We start from the raw sequence: 16251 nt of genomic DNA, 5'->3' as shown, positions 1-16251 counted from the left end.
CTGGCCGGGGAACAGCAGCGCGACCTCGCCCGGTTCCCCGTCCTGAGCGCGATACACCCCAAGCGCGTCGGAGCCGGACAACGCCTGACGCAGCAACGCGGTAAGCTCGTCCACAGTGGACGCGACGACCGCGAGCCGGACCCGGCCGGCGGCTTCGGCCCGGCGGGACGCGCTGAGGGCGAGGTCCCGCAGCCGCCACGGCCGCTTCCCGGCGGGAACGTCCTCGGCCAGCGCGAGCAGGTCGCGCGCCGCTGCGTCCGTGGCGAAGGTGAACAGCTCCACCGGCCACTCATCGCCGACCTGGGCGGGCGGGACACCGTCGTGCGCGCCGAGCACGACGTGGAAGTTGGTGCCGCCGAAGCCGAACGCGCTGACCCCGGCGATCCGTTCGGCCGGCGGCGCGGCCCACGGCTGCGGAGCCGCCTGGAACACGAAGGGGCTGGTCGCCGGGTCCCACGCCGGGTTCGGCGATTGCACGTGCAGGGTCGGCGGTTTGACGCCGGTGTGCAGCGCCATCGCGGTCTTGATCAGCCCGGCGAGGCCCGCGGCGCACTTGGTGTGGCCGATCTGGGACTTCACCGAGCCGATCGTGCAGCCGCCCGGCGCCGCGCCGGCCTCGGTGAACACCTTGGTCAGCGTGCCCAGCTCGGTCCGGTCACCGACGACGGTCCCGGTGCCGTGCGCCTCGACCAGCCCGACCTGCGCGGGCGAGACGCCGGCGTTGCGGTACGCGCGGGTCAGCGCGGTGTGCTGGCCTTCCGGCCGGGGTGCCGTCAGCCCGAGCGCGCGCCCGTCGGACGCCGCGCCGACGCCCTTGATCACGGCGTAGACGCGGTCGCCGTCGCGTTCGGCGTCGGCGAGCCGTTTCAGCGCGACGCAGGCGACACCTTCACCGAGCGCGATGCCGTCGGCCGCGCTGTCGAACGTCGCCGAGCGGCCCGTCGGGGAAAGGGCGTGCGCCGAGGCGAACAGGAGGTAGTCGTTGATGCCGTTGTGCAGGTCCGCGCCGCCGCACAGGACGAGGTCGCTGGTGCCGGCGGTCAGTTCCTTGCAGGCGACGTCGACCGCGGTGAGCGAGGACGCGCACGCGGCGTCGACGGTGTAGTTCGCCCCGCCCAGGTCGAGGCGGTTGGCGATCCGGCCGGCGATGACGTTGGCGAGCACGCCGGGGAACGAGTCCTCGGTGATCGTCGGCAGCCGCTCGTCCAGCGCGGGCGGCAGTTCGCCCAGGTAGGACGGAAGGACGGAACGCAGGGTCATCGCGTTCGACAGATCGCTGCCCGCCTCGGCGCCGAACACGACCGACGTCCGCGCCCGGTCGAACGCGCGCTCGGCGTAACCCGCGTCCACGAGCGCGCGGTGCGCGGCTTCCAGGGCCAGCAGCTGCACCGGCTCGATGCTGGCCAGCGACGACGGCGGGATGCCGTAGCGCAGCGGGTCGAAACCGATCTCGGGCAGGAACCCGCCCCAGCGTGACGGGGTCTTCTCGCCCTGGCCCTCGGGGTCGAAGTACAGGGAGGTGTCCCACCGCTGCGGCGGCACGTCGGTGACGGCGTCCGCGCCGGCCAGGACGTTCGCCCAGAACGACGCCAGGTCCGGCGCCTGCGGGAACATGCAGGCCATCCCGACGATCGCGACGTCCAGCGGTACGGGCGCAGGCGGCTCCGGCGTCGTGACGCCGAACGCGGCGGCCCGCTCACGCAGGAACGCGTTCGCGCCCTCACCGACCGCGGTGTGCAGGTCCGCGATCGTGGTGACGGCCGAGCGCAGCACGGCGACCTCGCCCGCCATGAACATGCCTTCGGTGAGCTGGCGGTCCTCGCCGACCTCGCGCAGGTCGGCGCCGACGCGCTCGATGCCCTTGCTCGCCAGGCGAAGCCGCCCGACGTTGAGCGTTTCCAGCTGCTCCCACGCGTCCCGGCTCGGCACGCCGCGTTCGGCGAGCTCCGCCTTGAGCGCCGCGTACTCCTCGGTGAACGGGCTGCGGACGCACCGGGTGGCGTGCCCCGGCGCGGTTTCGAGGAGGTCGGTGTGCCGGGCTTCGAGCAGCTGACGCTGGAACAGCGGGAGGACGGCCCCGGCGTCGACGGCCTCGTGCGTGAAGAGGTAGGCGGTGCCCATGAGGACGCCGATCGCGGCGCCGCGGACCGCGACCGGTGCGGCGAGGGCGGCGACCATCGCGGCCGAGCGCTCGTCGTGGATCCCGCCCGCGAACAGGATCTGCAGCTCCGCGGCGGCGTCCGGGGTCGTCGCGAGGAAGCCGCCGAGGACACCCAGCTGGGCCTCCCAGAGCGGGAAGCTGGTGCGCGGGCCGACGTGGCCGCCGCATTCCGCGCCTTCGAAGACGAACTTGCGGGCGCCGGCCTCGAGGAACTGCTTCAGCAGCCCGGGTGACGGCACGTGCAGGAAGGTGCTGATGCCGACGTCTTCCAGGGCCGTGGCCTGGGCCGGGCGGCCGCCGGCGATGATCGCGTGCGTGGGCCGCAGCTCGCGGATCACCTCGAGCTGGGCGGCCTTGACGTCGTCGGCGGCGAAGCCGAGCACGCCGACGCCCCACGGCGCGCGGCCCACGGCTTCGCGCGTCCGTTCCAGGACTTCGCGGGTCTGCTCCGGGCCGGACAGCGCGAGCGCGATGAACGGCAGCGCACCGCCCGCGGCGACCTCGGCGGCGAACGCGGCCTGGTCGCTCACCCGGGTCATCGGGCCCTGCGCGACGGGCAGGGTGGTGCCGAACGCGCGGCTGCCCGCGGTGTCCGGGCCGAGGACCGTGACGTCCGCGCGCAGCGCGTCGCCGATCGCTTCGCCCAAGCCGCGCACCGCCGCGGTCACCGTGCCCCAGCGGTCGCGGAAGCGGGTGGCGAGAAAGACGTCCTGACCCGCTTCGATCGGCGTGGCCGCGCCGCGGCGGGACAGCACGCGGACGCCGTCGACGACCACGGTCTCGGAGCCGTCGAGGCCGGTGACGGCGGTGGTGAGCGCCGCGGGCAGTTCCGCCTCCGGCAGAAGCGCGAGCTGGGTGTCGACGACCACGCCGGCCGCGCCACCCGCGACGGCGGCGGCCGCGGTGTGCGGGCCGATCCCGCCCGCCGCCCAGACCGGGACGGTCTCCTCGGCCAGCAACGCCTGCAGCAACACGAAAGTGCTCAGCTCACCCGTCCGGCCGCCGCACTCGTGACCGCGGGCGATCAAGCCGTGGGCGCCGCCGGCGACCGCCCGCGCGGCCGACGCGCGGCTGGTGACCTCGGCCAGCACCCGTCGTCCCGGGAAGTCGCGTGCGGTGCACGGCGAGTCCTCGGTCAGCAGGACGGTGCCGGCGGCTTCGGGCAGTTCCGCGCCCGCGGGCGGGCGCGCGAGCCGGACCCCGAAGGCCGGGATCCCCCATTCCGCCAGCAAAGCCAGTTCCTCCGACGCCGGGTCCGCCGGGCCGGTCAGGTCGAGGACGCCGAGCCCGCCACCGCGCGCGGCGGCCGCGACCCCGCGCGCCGAAGGCCACGCGAGCGGCGAGACGGCGACGACCGGCACGGCCGGTTCGCGGTCGTCTTTCGAGACACGCATGGGAACTCCCGCTACAACCGAAAGGGTGATGGGGTAACGGGGAGTACTTAAGCGCGTTCACCCCGTTCCGTCAACAACCCACCGCGAATTCGTCGCAGTGGTGCAGAAAATTCGGGATGGACCAGGCTGGAGACGCAAGAATTTAACGCGGCCGTCACGTACCACGAGCCGGGATCCGGGACGGGATATCCGTTGCACAGCGATCAATAGCCCGCCACGAGGCCATACACCCTGGTCGCGGTGGTCCACACCTCCGGACGGGGCAAGCCATCTCACCCGGCGGACGCAGCGGGACTGCCCGCACCGGACCACTCCGTCCGGCGGGTGTGCCGTTTCCCGGACGCCAACACCAAGTGTCGTGCCGGTAAAATCGACCACATAACGCGACCCGTCACAGCATTGACACCCAACGATATGACGAGCCGTGCGGCGACTATTCACCCGGCATTTTTCCCGGCGGCGAAAAGAATCACCCGGAATGCGCCGGGCGGGTCCGGAGCCGCCCGTCCGGTCCATTGTGGATTCCCCGGACGCCCGGATTCCACGTGTTCACACGACCCGGGGCGACGAGCCGGGCGCCGGACCGCCCGGCGACCTGCGCGACTCCCGGTATTCGGCCAGGCACCTCCGGTATCGCCGAGTACCGGCCACCGGGCGGCCTAGATCGAAATTCTCGCCGCGCGCGTTACGGATCTTTCCTGAGAAAAAGCTGAAAACATTTCGCATACCCGTCGGTAACGATGGACACAGCGTCTACCCTTGGACGCACTGTCCAAGCATGGAGGTGCCGTGGAGTACTGGTACGCCGACGAGCGCTCGGAGACGCGCTACCCGGGCGACCCGCTGCGCTGGCGGGGTGACGACGGCGCGCCGCTCACCGTCGCGCCGTTGCCCGGCCTGGCGCCCGGCGACGTCGACACCGGCGTCCGGTCGCTCTGGCGGTACCGCGCCGCCCTGCCCGGCGACCTGCGCCCGCTTTCGCTCGGCGAGGGCTGCACTCCCCTGGTCCGGCAGCCGTGGGGTGACGCCGAGGTCCGGTTCAAGCTCGAGTGGTTCAGCCCGACCGGCAGCTTCAAGGACCGCGGATCCAGCGTCATGGTCGCGGCCCTGGCCGGCGCCGGCGTCACGGAACTGCTCGAGGACAGCTCGGGCAACGGCGGCTCGTCGGTCTCGGCCTACAGCGCCGCGGCCGGGATCGCGGCGACCGTGCTGGCGCCCGAGGGGACGTCGGCCGCGAAGGTCCTGCAGACCCGCGCGTACGGCGCGACCGTCGAACTCGTGCCCGGCACGCGCGACGACACCGCCGCCGAGGCGGTCCGGCGGTCGGCGACGACCACCTACGCCAGCCACAACTGGCACCCGTTCTTCCTCCAGGGCACCAAGACCCTCGCCTACGAGCTGTGGGAGGACCTGGGCTTCCGCGCACCGGACGCGGTCGTCACGGTCGCCGGCGCGGGCAGCATCGTGCTGGGCCTCGACCTCGGCTTCGGCGAGCTCCTGGCCGCCGGTTCGATCGCGCGACGGCCGCGTCTGCTCGTCGCGCAGCCCCGCAACTGCTCCCCGATCGACGCCGCGTTCCACGACCGGCCGCCGCCACCGTTCGCCCCGACCGTCGCCGAGGGCACCGCGATCCGGCACCCGATCCGGCTGCCCGAGGTCGTCGCGGCGATCCGGCGCTCGGGCGGCGACACGGCCGCCATCGAGGAGGACGCCATCGCCGCGGCCGCCCGGCGGCTCGCGGCCCTCGGCCTCTACGCCGAGCCGACCAGCGCGAGCGCCGCCGCCGCGATCGACGTGTTCCGCGAACGCGGCGCGATCCGGCCGGGCGAGACCACCGTCGTCGTGCTCACCGGGTCCGGGCTGAAGGCGCCCGACAAGCTGCGGGAGCTGCTCGGATGACCGAGGACGAGCTGCTGCTGCGGGAAGCGGAGAAGATCGCGCACGCGGTCGGGCGGATGTTCCCGGGCTTGTGCGAGGTCGTGCTGCACGACCTGCGCGACCCGGACCACGCGGTGCGCGCGATCGAAGGCGGCCTGTCCGGGCGGGCCGTCGGCGACCCGGCGACGGAGCTGGGCCTGGCGCGCATCGCCGACCCGGGCTTCCCCGACGTGCTGCAGAACTACCCGAACCGCTTCCCCGACGGCCGTCCGGCGAAGAGCACGTCGATCGGCATCCGCAACTCGGGCGGCGAGTACGTCGCGGCGCTGTGCCTCAACCTCGACGTCTCCCTGCTCGGCTCGGCCGCCCACGCCCTGACCCGACTCACCCGCACCGACGACCCGGCGCCCCTGACCGAGACCCTGCAGGCCCGCACGGCCGATGACTTGCGCGCGCTGGTCGAGGACTACGCCGCCGAGCGCGGCCACAGCCCGCTCACCCTGCCGGCGGCCGGGAAGAAGGACCTCGTGCGGGTGCTGAAGGCGCGGGGTTTCCTGGAGCTGAAGAACGCGGTGCCCGCGCTGACCGAGCTGCTCGGGATCTCCCGCGCGAGCGTCTACAACTACCTGCGTTAGAACACCGACCAGCCGGTCAACGTCGTGAACCGGTCCAGGGCCGCGACCCCCGCCACCGAGTTGCCGCGGGCGTCCAGGCCGGGGCTCCAGACGCAGACCGCGCAGCGGCCCGGGACGATCGCGACGATCCCGCCGCCCACGCCGCTCTTGCCCGGGAGGCCGACGCGGTAGGCGAACTCGCCCGCGGCGTCGTACGTGCCGCACGTCAGCATCACCGCGTTGATCCGCTTCGCCGAGCTGAGCCCCAGCAGCCGGGTGCCGTCGTTGCGGATGCCGTGGCGGGCCAGGAACAACGCCGAGCGGGCGACGTCGCGGCAGGACATCGCGATCGAGCACTGACGGACGTACTGGTCCAAAACGGACGGTACCGGGTTCCGCATGTTGCCGTAGGAGGCCATGAAGTACGCGAGCGCGCGGTTGCGGTCGGCGTGCCCGGCTTCGGACGCGGCCACTTCGGCGTCGACGTCGATGTCCGCGTTGCCGCTTTCCGTGCGCAGGAATCCGAGCAGTGCGCCCACCGCGTCGCCGTGGCAGGTGAGCTCGTCGGTCACCACCAGCGCGCCCGCGTTGATGAACGGGTTGCGCGGGATGCCGTCCTCGTGTTCCAGCTGCACCAGGGAGTTGAACGGGTCACCGGAGGGTTCGCGGCCGACGCGCGTCCACACGTCGTCGCCGCGGGCGAGCACCAGGGCGAGGGTGAAGACCTTCGACATGCTCTGCACCGAGAACGGGCGCAGCCAGTCGCCCGCGCCGTGCACGGCACCGTCCACATCGGCCACCGCGATGCCGAACCCCGGCCGGACCCGGGCCAGGGCGGGAATGTAGTCCGCGACGGCACCGCGGCCGACCTCGGGCGCGACGTCGTCCGCGATCCGGTCCAGCAGCGCCGCGAGATCCACGGCCGTAGCGTAGAAGCCCGCCGTGGCGAGCGGACACCGGGGTCGCGGGTGAACCTGTCAAATCGAAACGGGAAACACGAGGAAAACCACCAAGGTGATCTCTCGCACACCTTAAGTCTTCCTTAGTGCGCTTGGTCACTTGCGGCCAACGCTCTAGCGTCTGGCAACCATGGATTCCTCGCTGCTCACCGAAAAAGGTGAAAGCTACTCGAAAGCGCTCGGCAACCGCCAAGTGCAGATGATCGCCATCGGCGGCGCGATCGGTGTCGGGCTGTTCCTCGGCGCCGGCGGCAAGCTCCACCAGGTCGGCCCGTCGCTGATCTTCTCCTACGCGATCTGCGGGGTGGCCGCCTACTTCGTGATGCGCGCGCTCGGCGAGCTCGTCCTGCACGAGCCGAGCTCCGGCAGTTTCGTCACCTACGCCCGGAAGTTCATCGGGCCGTGGGCCGGCTTCGCCTCGGGCTGGATGTACTGGGTGAACTGGGCGATGACCGGGATCGCGGAGATCACCGCGGTGGCGATCTACGTCCACAAGTGGCTGCCGGACGTCCCCCAGTGGATCACCGCCCTGGTCGCCCTCGGCGTGCTGCTGGCCGTGAACCTGCTGTCGGTGAAGCTGTTCGGCGAGCTGGAGTTCTGGTTCTCGGTGGTCAAGGTGCTGGCCATCGTCGTCTTCCTGATCACCGCGCTCGGGCTGGTGTTCACCAGCGCCGACATCGGCGGCACCCCGGCCGGCGTGCACAACCTGACCGACCACAGTGGATTCTTCCCGGCCGGCATCGGCGTCGCGCTGATGACGCTGCAGGCGGTCATCTTCGCCTACTCGGCCATCGAGGTCGTCGGCATCGCGGCCGGCGAAACGAAGAATCCGCGCCAGGTGCTGCCGAAGGCGATCAACAGCGTGGTCTGGCGGATCGGCGTGTTCTACGTGGGTTCCGTGCTGATGCTGGCGATGCTGCTGCCCTGGCCGTTCTACAACGGCGACGAGAGCCCGTTCGTCACGGTGTTCAGCCGCCTCGGCATCCCGGGCATCGGCGACGTGATGAACGCCGTCGTGCTGACCGCGGCACTGTCGAGCGTCAACTCCGGGCTCTACTCCACCGGCCGGATCCTGCGCTCGCTCGCCGACAAGGGCGAAGCTCCGTCGTTCGTCGGCCGGATGAGCGCCCGCCAGGTCCCCTACGGCGGCATCCTGTTCACCTCGATCGCCTACCTGCTCGGCGTGGTGCTGAACTACCTCGTGCCGAAGGAGGCGTTCGACATCGCCATCGCGATCGCGTCCCTGGGCGTGATCACGACCTGGGCGACGCTGATCTTCTGCCAGATGCGGCTGCGCCAGGCCGCCCTGCGCGGCGAGGTCGAACGGCCGTCGTACCGGATGCCGTGGGCGCCCTACAGCGGCTGGGCGACGCTCGCGTTCCTGGCCCTGGTGGTGGTGCTGATGGGCTTCTCGGACGGCGCCGAGAAGATCGCGTTCTACTCGATCCCGGTGCTGGCGGTGGTGCTGACCGTCGGCTGGCGCGTCATCTCGAAGCGCCGCGAACGCGTCCCGGCCGAATAGGGGCCGGGTGAGTGCAGGCCTCCTCGACGGCAACCCCGAGCCTCGAGGAGGCCTTCACGCGTCCCGCCGGGCATACTCGGCGATCAGGAGGTGGGCGGTGTCTTCGAGCACGGAACCCCGGCGGGTGACGATCCACGACGTCGCGCGCTCGGCCGGCGTCTCGCGGCAGACCGTGTCCCGCGCGCTCAACGACAAGGCCGAGATCGACGGCTCGACCAAGCAACGGGTCCTCGACGCCGCCCGCGAGCTCGGCTACCGGCCGAGCCGCTTCGCCCGCGGTCTGGTCCGGCCGGACACGACCACCGTCGGCCTGGTGGTGCCCGACCTGCTCAACCCGTTCTTCACCGAGGTCGCCTCCGGCGCGCTCGAGGCGGCCCGCGCCCGCGGCTGGCACGTCGTCGTCTACGACACCGCCGACGACCTCGACCAGGAACTCGCCACCCTCCAGGTGATCAGCGCCCAGGTCGACGCGGTCGTCGGCTACTTCAGCCGGTCCGAAGAGGACCTCGACCGGCTCACCCCGGGCATCCCCGTCGTCCTCATCGGCCGCGAGCCGCACACACCGCGGTTCAGCGGGATCGGCATCGACGGCGAAGAGGGCGTCCGGGAAGCGATCACCCACCTCGTCACGCGCGGGCACCGGCGGATCGGCATGCTCGACCACGACCGCCGCCCCGAGCCCAGCGTCCGGCAGCAGTGGTTCCTGCGGGCGGTCGCCGAGCACGGGCTCGCGGTGGAGCCCGGCTGGATCACCCGGGCCGCGCAGACTGTCGACGGCGGCGGTGCGGCCCTGGCCGGCCTGCTGGCCGCGCACCCCGAGGTCACCGCCGTCTTCGCGTTCAACGACGTCATCGCCATCGGCGCCCTGCGCGAGGCCCGCCGGTTCGGCCTGCGCGTGCCCGCCGACCTCGCCGTGATCGGCTTCGACGGCCTCGCGCTCGGCACCCTCGTCGAGCCGGAACTCTCCAGCGTCGCGCTCGACACCCGCTCGCTCGGCGCGCTGGCCGTCGAGGAGGCCGCGCGCCTGGTGACCGGGGCGGCCGAGTCCGGCCGGCTGGTCGTCCGCGCCGCCCTCCACCTGCGCGAATCCGCCTGATCCCTTGACAGCGAGATCCACTCGACGCAGACTTCCGGGCAATTCGTGAACGTTCACGGGAGCGTTCACGGGAGCCCTGAAGGGGCTGAGAGGATTCCATGTCCTACGTCGAAGACCCCGGCCCCGGCCACGGTTCGCTGCCCCCGCGCGCGGCCTTCGCCTCCGACGCCGCGTCACTCTCGCTGAGCGGCACCTGGCGGTTCCGGCTCTCCCCCACTGCCGGTTTCGAACGCGAAGACTTCGACGACGCGGCGTGGGACGAGCTGCCGGTGCCCTCGATGTGGCAGCTGCACGGGTACGGCAAGCCCGCCTACACGAACGTGCGCTACCCGTTCCCGGTCGACCCGCCGCACGTGCCGTCGGACAATCCGACCGGTGACCACCGGCGGCGCTTCGACCTGCCCGCGTCGTGGCCCGCCGGGCCCGCGGTGCTGCGGTTCGACGGGATCGACTCGTGCGCGCGGATCTGGCTCAACGGTTTCGAACTCGGCGTCACGAAGGGCAGCCGGCTGCCGTCGGAGTTCGAGGTGGGACCGCTGCTGCGGCCGCGGGACAACGTGCTGGCCGTGCGCGTGCACCAGTGGTCGGCGGGCAGTTACCTCGAGGACCAGGACATGTGGTGGCTGTCCGGGATCTTCCGCGACGTCACGCTGCTCGCCCGCCCGGAGGGCGGGATCGGCGACTACTGGCTCCGCGCGGACTACGACCACACCACGGGGCTCGGCACGGTCCGGGTGGAGACCGTCCCCGGCGCGGTGCTCGGCATCCCCGAGCTGGGGGTGTCGGGTCACCCGGCCGGGGTACCGCTGGAACTGCCGGTCGAGCCGTGGAGCGCGGAGTCGCCGCGGTTGTACGACGGTGAGCTGTCCACTGTGGCCGAACGGGTCCCGGTGCGGATCGGCTTCCGGACCGTCACGATCGAGGACGGCCAGCTGAAGGTCAACGGACGCCGGCTGCTGCTGCGCGGGGTGAACCGGCACGAACACCACCCGCGCACCGGCCGGGCCGTGCCCCGCGACGTCGCGCTCGCCGACGTCCTGCTCATGAAGCGGCACAACGTGAACGCCGTCCGCACCAGCCACTACCCGCCGGACCCGGCGTTCCTCGAGCTGTGCGACGAGTACGGCCTGTGGGTGATCGACGAGTGCGACCTGGAGACCCACGGCTTCGGGCCACTGGACTGGCGGGGCAACCCGAGCGCCGAGCCGATGTGGGCCGACGCCTACCTCGACCGGATGCGGCGCACGGTCGAACGGGACAAGAACCGGCCGAGCGTGATCCTCTGGTCGCTGGGCAACGAGAGCCACACCGGGCCGAACCTCGAGCGGACGGCCGAGTGGACGCGCCACCGCGATCCGACCCGGCCGGTACACTACGAGGGCGACCACGAGTGCTCCTATGTGGACGTCCACAGCCGGATGTACGCGACCCACGCCGAAGTCGAGTCGATCGGGCTTCGCTCAGACCTCAACGAGAGGCGGCGGGACCTGCCGTTCCTGCTCTGCGAGTACGGGCACGCGATGGGGAACGGCCCGGGCGGCCTGCTGGAGTACCGCGAACTGTTCGAGCGGTACCCGAACTGCCAGGGTGGGTTCGTCTGGGAGTGGCTCGACCACGGTCTGGCCGCCGGGGATCACTTCGCCTACGGCGGCGACTTCGGCGAGCCGATCCACGACGGCAACTTCGTCATCGACGGGCTCGTCTTTCCCGACCGGACGCCGTCACCGGGGCTCCTGGAGTTCGCCAAGATCATCGAGCCAGTCCGGATCGAGGCCGGTGCCGACGGGATCCGGGTGTCGAACCACTACGACGTAGTGAACACCGCGCACCTGACGTACACCTGGGTCCTGGAGGACGAGGGGATCGCTGTTGCGGAAGGCGTTCTCGACGTCCCGACCGTCCAATCCGGACAGAGTGTTTCGGTGCCGTTTCCGCGGTTGCCCGCGACCGGCGGCGAGTCGTGGCTGACGGTTTCGGCGTCGCTGACGTCGCCTTCTTCCTGGGCTCCGGCCGGGCACGTCGTCGGCTGGGGTCAGCTGCCAGTGTCGTCCGCGCGGGTCGCTGAGCGCCCGGCGCGCCGCGGCCCGGTGTTCCGCACCGCCGGCCGGCTGCTGCTCGGCATCGGCGAGTTCGACCCGGGGAGCGGCCGCCTGACCTCGCTCGGCGGCCACCCCGTGCATGGGCCGCGGCTGGACGTCTGGCGGGCGACCACGGACAACGACCGCGCCGAGTCGGCTTCGGAGTGGCGGGAGGCCGGGCTGCACCGGCTGCAGCACCGGGTGATCACCGTCGACGCCGACGGCGACGACCTGGTGGTGCGCACCCGGGTCGCGCCGCCGGCGCTGGCGTCCGGGCTGCTCACGGACTACACGTGGACGGCTCTCGGCGACCGGCTGCAGCTGCGCGTCGAGATCACGCCCGACGGCTTGGAAGGCACCCTCCCCCGCCTCGGCGTGACGATGGCGGTCCCGGGAGCGCTCGGCTCGGCCGAGTGGTTCGGCGCCGGCCCCGGCGAGGCGTACCCGGACAGCCGCCAGGCGGCGCGGATCGGGCGGTTCTCCCGCAGTGTCGACGGGCTGCAGACGCCGTACGTCTTCCCGCAGGAGAACGGCAACCGCGCGGACGCCCGCTGGCTGCGCCTGACCGACGCGGAAGGCACGGGCATCCATGTCGACGGCGATCCGCTGTTCGACTTCACGGCCCGCCGCTGGACGCCGGCCGAGCTCGAAGCCGCCCGGCACACGTCGGACCTGCACGCGAGCGACCTGGTCCACCTGACCCTGGACGTCGCCCAGCACGGCCTCGGCTCGGCGTCCTGCGGGCCGGGGGTGCTGCCGCGGTACCGGCTGGTGGCGCAGAAGACGGAGTTCACGCTGCGGTTCGGTGTCGCAAATTGAGACCGCCGGGCCGCTCGGGATGCGGTGTGGTGGAGGCTCAGACCGACAGGAGCGTCCCGGATGACCCAGCCCACGACCGCCCCTTCCAGCGCCCGGTTGCTGGCGACGCCCGGCGCGCTGGGCCTGGCCGACCTCGTGGCGATCTTCGACGACCTACAGTTCACGCTGAAGTGCTGCGAACGGCTGGTGGCCGAGCTGGAACGGCCTCCCGCGCGGCTCGACGCCGTGCTGATCGAGGCGCTGTGGGTGTCCGCGCTGAACTCCTACGCGCGCTGCTTCCGCACCGGTGACCGCGGCATGGGCCTGACCGTGGAGGACGTGAAGGCCACCGAGGTGCCGGGCGAGGTCGCCGAGTGGCACGAGCTGCTCGGCCGGATCCGCGACCTCTCGATCGACGGCCCGGTCAACCCACGTGAGGACTACTCGGTCGGCGTCTCACAATCCGAGTCCGGTCAGGCCGCGGGCATCGTCATCACCTCGGCCGCGCGGCCGCTGGTCGACGACGTGACGGTCCGCCAGACCGGGCGCCTGGCCTTCGAGCTGAGCCGCCTGGTCGACGAGCGGATCAAGGACCACCAGCAGAAGGTCTTCACCGCGGCCGAGCGGATGACGGCCGAGCAGCTTTCGGCGTTGCCGGCCATCGAGGTGGCTGCGGAGCCGACGTCTCAATAAGTCTCATAAGTCGTCTCACTATTCCGCTGTCAGGTGACGGGTAGCCGAGTCGGCGGCAACTGCGACCTCGGCCCGGATCACGCTCAGCGCCCTGGCTCTCCGGGCGGCTGCCTCACGGGAGACGCCCGGCGCCGTCGCGGTGCGGGCCCGCCGGCTCAAAATTCGCTCGACGGCTGTCTCACTGTTCCGCGTCCGGCAGGTGGCGGTAGATCGTCGCGCGGGAGACGCCCAGTGCGGTCGCGATGTCGGCCGCCGAGCGGCCGGCGTCGTACAGGCGGTGTGCGGCCTCGATCGTCTCCGGGCTCATCACGCTCGGCCGGCCGCGGCGGCCGCGTGCCGGCGCCGGCGTGCCGAACAGGCGGGCCACGCCGTCCAGGACGGCGGCTCGCAGCTGGTCGATCGGGGCGTCGGCGAACAACACCACCGGGTCACTGAGCATCGCGATCGCCTGTGCCGCGCGGACCTGGGCCGTCAGGTCCGCGTCCGGGCCCGCGACCAGCTGGTTCGCCTTGAGCATGCCGTCGCGGAACCGCTCGAACACCGCCTTCGACGCCGTCAGGCCCAGGTCCCGCAGGTTCATCCGCAGCAGATACCGATGGCCCAGCCAGACGTCGAGGATCCCTTCGATCGCCGCGGCGCGCGGGTCGGTGGCGGTCTCCGCCTTCCCCATCGTCGCCTCGAGGTCGTCGAGCAGCGGCTCGGCCAGCGCCGTCACGATGTCGGCCTTGCCCGGGAAGTGGTAGAGCACCGCGGTCTTGGTCACCCCGACCCGTTCGGCCAGCTCACGCACCGACGTCGCGTGGTAGCCGCGCTCCGAGAACTCCTCGAGCGCGGCGCGCAGGATCCGGGCGCGGGTGTCGGCCTCCGTCATGCGCCGAGCCTAGCCGCTTGCCTGACCGCCGGACAGTGGCGTACCGTCGTGACTGACCGATGGTCAGGCACTTCATCCAGGGGGTACACCATGAATGAGCAAACCGTACTGATTTCCGGCGCGGGCGTCGCCGGGCCGACGCTGGCCTACTGGCTGGCCCGCGCGGGTTACCGGCCGACCGTCGTCGAACGCGCCAAGGGCCTGCGTTCGAGCGGCAGCCCGGTCGACGTCCGCGGCCCCGCGGCGCACGTCGCGGCCGAAATGGGCATCACCGCGAAGCTGCGGGAGGCGAGCACCGACGTCACGGCGCTGAAGTTCGTCGACGACGCGGGCCGCCGCACCGGCCGCGTGGCCGCGAGCGCGCTGGGCAGCAGCGAAGACGTCGAGCTGTCGCGCACGGACCTCGCGGCGATCCTCCACGAAGCCGCCGCCGACCGCGCCGAGTTCGTCTTCCACGACGCGATCACCGAGCTGCACCAGGACGGCGGCGGTGTCGACGTCACCTTCGAACGCGGTGCCCCGCGGCGCTTCGACCTGGTGATCGGCTCCGACGGCCTCCACTCGGGCGTGCGGCGGCTGGCGTTCGGGCCGGAAGCGGACTTCGTCGAGCACATGGGCGTCTACATCGCGACGATGCCGCTGGCCGAGCCGCCCGCCGACCGCACCGAGATGGTCATGTACAACTCGCCGGGCCGGGCGGTCGCCGTCCACCCGTCGCGCGGCCACGGGATCGCGGCGTTCATGTTCCGCGGCGCCGAGGAGCCGGGGTTCGACCACCGGGACACCGCGCGGCACAAGGAAATGCTCACCGAGGCGTACGCCGGTGCGGGCTGGCGGGTCCCCGAGCTGCTGGAGCAGGCCCGCGCGGCGGACGACCTCTACTTCGACTCCGTGAGCCGCGTCCGGATGGACAGCTGGGCGGCCGGCCGGATCGTCCTGGCGGGCGACGCGGCCTCGTGCGTCTCCCTGTTCGGCGACGGCTCGACCTTGGCGATGGCGGGCGGGTACACCCTGGCGACCGAGCTGGCCCGGACCCCGGACGACCCGGCGGCGGCGTTCCGGCGGTACGAAGCCACCCACCGGAAGCTCGTGGAACCCAAGCAGCGCAACGTCTCGACGGCCGCGGCCATGCTGATCCCGGCGACCCGACGGGGTCTGGTGGCCCGCAACCTGGGCACGCGCCTGCTGCCACTGGTGTCGGCGGCCCGGCGGCTGGTGCCCGCACGCGCCGCCTAGCTGGAAAGCCCTCCCGGGAGCGAGGTCCGGGCCGCGCGCGCGGATCGATCTGCGGCCCGGCAGCTGGTGCCCGCACGCACAATCCAGCGCCATACGCTCCCGGGAGCGAGGTCCGGGCCAGTCCAGCGCCATACGCTCCCGAGAGCGGGGGCCGGACCACCGGTAACCGCACGCACCGCCCGGCGCCATACGCTCCCGAGAACGAAGACCGGGCAGCTGGTGCCCGCACGCACAGTCCAGCGCCATACGCTCCCGAGAGCCGGGGCCGGGCCACTGGTAACCGCACACGCACCGCCCGGCGCCACGCGCTCCCGAGAACGAGGGCCGGGCCACGACAGGCGCGGATCCGATCCGGCGAAGCCGGGGTCCGACCGGCGTCGTCAGCCGGGCCCCTTGCGCCCCACCAGGTGAAACACGCGGCTCAGGCCGCGGTACGGGTCCCGGCGGCTCGCTTCGAGTTCCACCGCCGCCACCTGGTCCGCGTCGGCGAGGTCCAGCTTCGTCCCGGCGAACTCGAGCCAGTCGACGAACAGCCAGACCCCGTACCAGTTCACCGGCTCCACGCCGCGATTCAGCAGGGATTCGCTGAGCTCCTCCACCGTGTCGGCCCGGCCCGGCAGGCCCAGCACCCCGATCTCGCCGGTCGCGTCGAACGACGCCAGGGCGTCGGCCCACCGCTGTTCCATGGCCGGGCGGACCACCATCGCGTGGCCGTTGCCCGTCATGACCGAGACCACGCCGCCGGGCTCGGCGCACCCGGCCAGCTGGTCGAGCAGCGGCCCCGGGTCGTCGAGGTAGCCGAGGACGCCGTGGCAGAGCACGGCGGCGAAGCGCCGGCCGCCGACCGCCTCGGCGGCGGCCTCACCGTCGGGGGGGCCCCGCCGCCCCCCCCGCCGGGCGCCGGCGCGCCCCCGGGGCGGGCGGGGGCGGGGCCGGGCCCCCCGCGGCGGG

Annotated in this window: 10 protein-coding genes and 1 pseudogene; 7 read left to right on the top strand and 4 right to left on the bottom strand. The window is 72.4% G+C overall.

Annotation, left to right across the window (positions count from 1 at the left end):
• Positions 1 to 3555, bottom strand: a 3555-nt coding sequence (locus ACGFMK_RS46450; RefSeq protein WP_392777654.1) for a beta-ketoacyl synthase N-terminal-like domain-containing protein, incomplete at its 3' end; no start/stop codon positions are given.
• 789 nt (positions 3556 to 4344) lie between these two features.
• Here ACGFMK_RS46450 and ACGFMK_RS46445 point away from each other — a divergent pair.
• Positions 4345 to 5454 (top strand): pyridoxal-phosphate dependent enzyme, encoded by a 1110-nt coding sequence (locus tag ACGFMK_RS46445; protein WP_392777651.1) that lies wholly within the window; start codon positions 4345 to 4347, stop codon positions 5452 to 5454.
• Positions 5451 to 6068: a transcriptional regulator gene (locus tag ACGFMK_RS46440; RefSeq protein WP_392777648.1), complete on the top strand. Its 618-nt coding sequence runs from the start codon at positions 5451 to 5453 to the stop codon at positions 6066 to 6068. The genes ACGFMK_RS46445 and ACGFMK_RS46440 overlap by 4 nt, the downstream gene beginning before the upstream one ends.
• Here ACGFMK_RS46440 and ACGFMK_RS46435 read toward each other — a convergent pair.
• Positions 6065 to 6967: a glutaminase gene (locus ACGFMK_RS46435; RefSeq protein WP_392777645.1), complete on the bottom strand. Its 903-nt coding sequence runs from the start codon at positions 6965 to 6967 to the stop codon at positions 6065 to 6067. The genes ACGFMK_RS46440 and ACGFMK_RS46435 overlap by 4 nt on opposite strands.
• A gap of 169 nt (positions 6968 to 7136) precedes the next feature.
• Here ACGFMK_RS46435 and ACGFMK_RS46430 point away from each other — a divergent pair, with 169 nt between their 5' ends.
• From ACGFMK_RS46430 to ACGFMK_RS46415, 4 genes are all read left to right on the top strand, one after another.
• Complete coding sequence (locus ACGFMK_RS46430; RefSeq protein ID WP_392777642.1) at positions 7137 to 8528, top strand: amino acid permease; 1392 nt, start codon at positions 7137 to 7139, stop codon at positions 8526 to 8528.
• A gap of 97 nt (positions 8529 to 8625) precedes the next feature.
• Positions 8626 to 9624 (top strand): LacI family DNA-binding transcriptional regulator, encoded by a 999-nt coding sequence (locus ACGFMK_RS46425; RefSeq protein WP_392777639.1) that lies wholly within the window; start codon positions 8626 to 8628, stop codon positions 9622 to 9624.
• 98 nt (positions 9625 to 9722) lie between these two features.
• Entirely contained in the window at positions 9723 to 12521 is a 2799-nt protein-coding gene (locus tag ACGFMK_RS46420) for a glycoside hydrolase family 2 TIM barrel-domain containing protein (protein ID WP_392777637.1), read from the top strand.
• A gap of 60 nt (positions 12522 to 12581) precedes the next feature.
• Positions 12582 to 13193 (top strand): hypothetical protein, encoded by a 612-nt coding sequence (locus ACGFMK_RS46415; RefSeq protein ID WP_392777634.1) that lies wholly within the window; start codon positions 12582 to 12584, stop codon positions 13191 to 13193.
• A gap of 178 nt (positions 13194 to 13371) precedes the next feature.
• Here the strand turns inward: ACGFMK_RS46415 and ACGFMK_RS46410 are convergent, their stop codons facing one another.
• The gene (locus ACGFMK_RS46410; RefSeq protein WP_392777631.1) at positions 13372 to 14064 is read right to left on the bottom strand and encodes a TetR family transcriptional regulator; all 693 of its coding nucleotides are present in this window, start codon (positions 14062 to 14064) and stop codon (positions 13372 to 13374) included.
• A 90-nt stretch (positions 14065 to 14154) separates the two neighbouring features.
• Between ACGFMK_RS46410 and ACGFMK_RS46405 the strand changes: the two genes are divergently transcribed.
• Positions 14155 to 15300 (top strand): FAD-dependent monooxygenase, encoded by a 1146-nt coding sequence (locus ACGFMK_RS46405; RefSeq protein ID WP_392777629.1) that lies wholly within the window; start codon positions 14155 to 14157, stop codon positions 15298 to 15300.
• A gap of 380 nt (positions 15301 to 15680) precedes the next feature.
• Here the strand turns inward: ACGFMK_RS46405 and ACGFMK_RS46400 are convergent.
• Positions 15681 to 16251: pseudogene (locus ACGFMK_RS46400) on the bottom strand (hypothetical protein); the annotation flags it as partial.

The organism is Amycolatopsis sp. NPDC049252 (genome assembly GCF_043197175.1).
Lineage (GTDB): Bacteria > Actinomycetota > Actinomycetes > Mycobacteriales > Pseudonocardiaceae > Amycolatopsis.
This window is presented reverse-complemented; position numbering and strand designations above follow the sequence as displayed.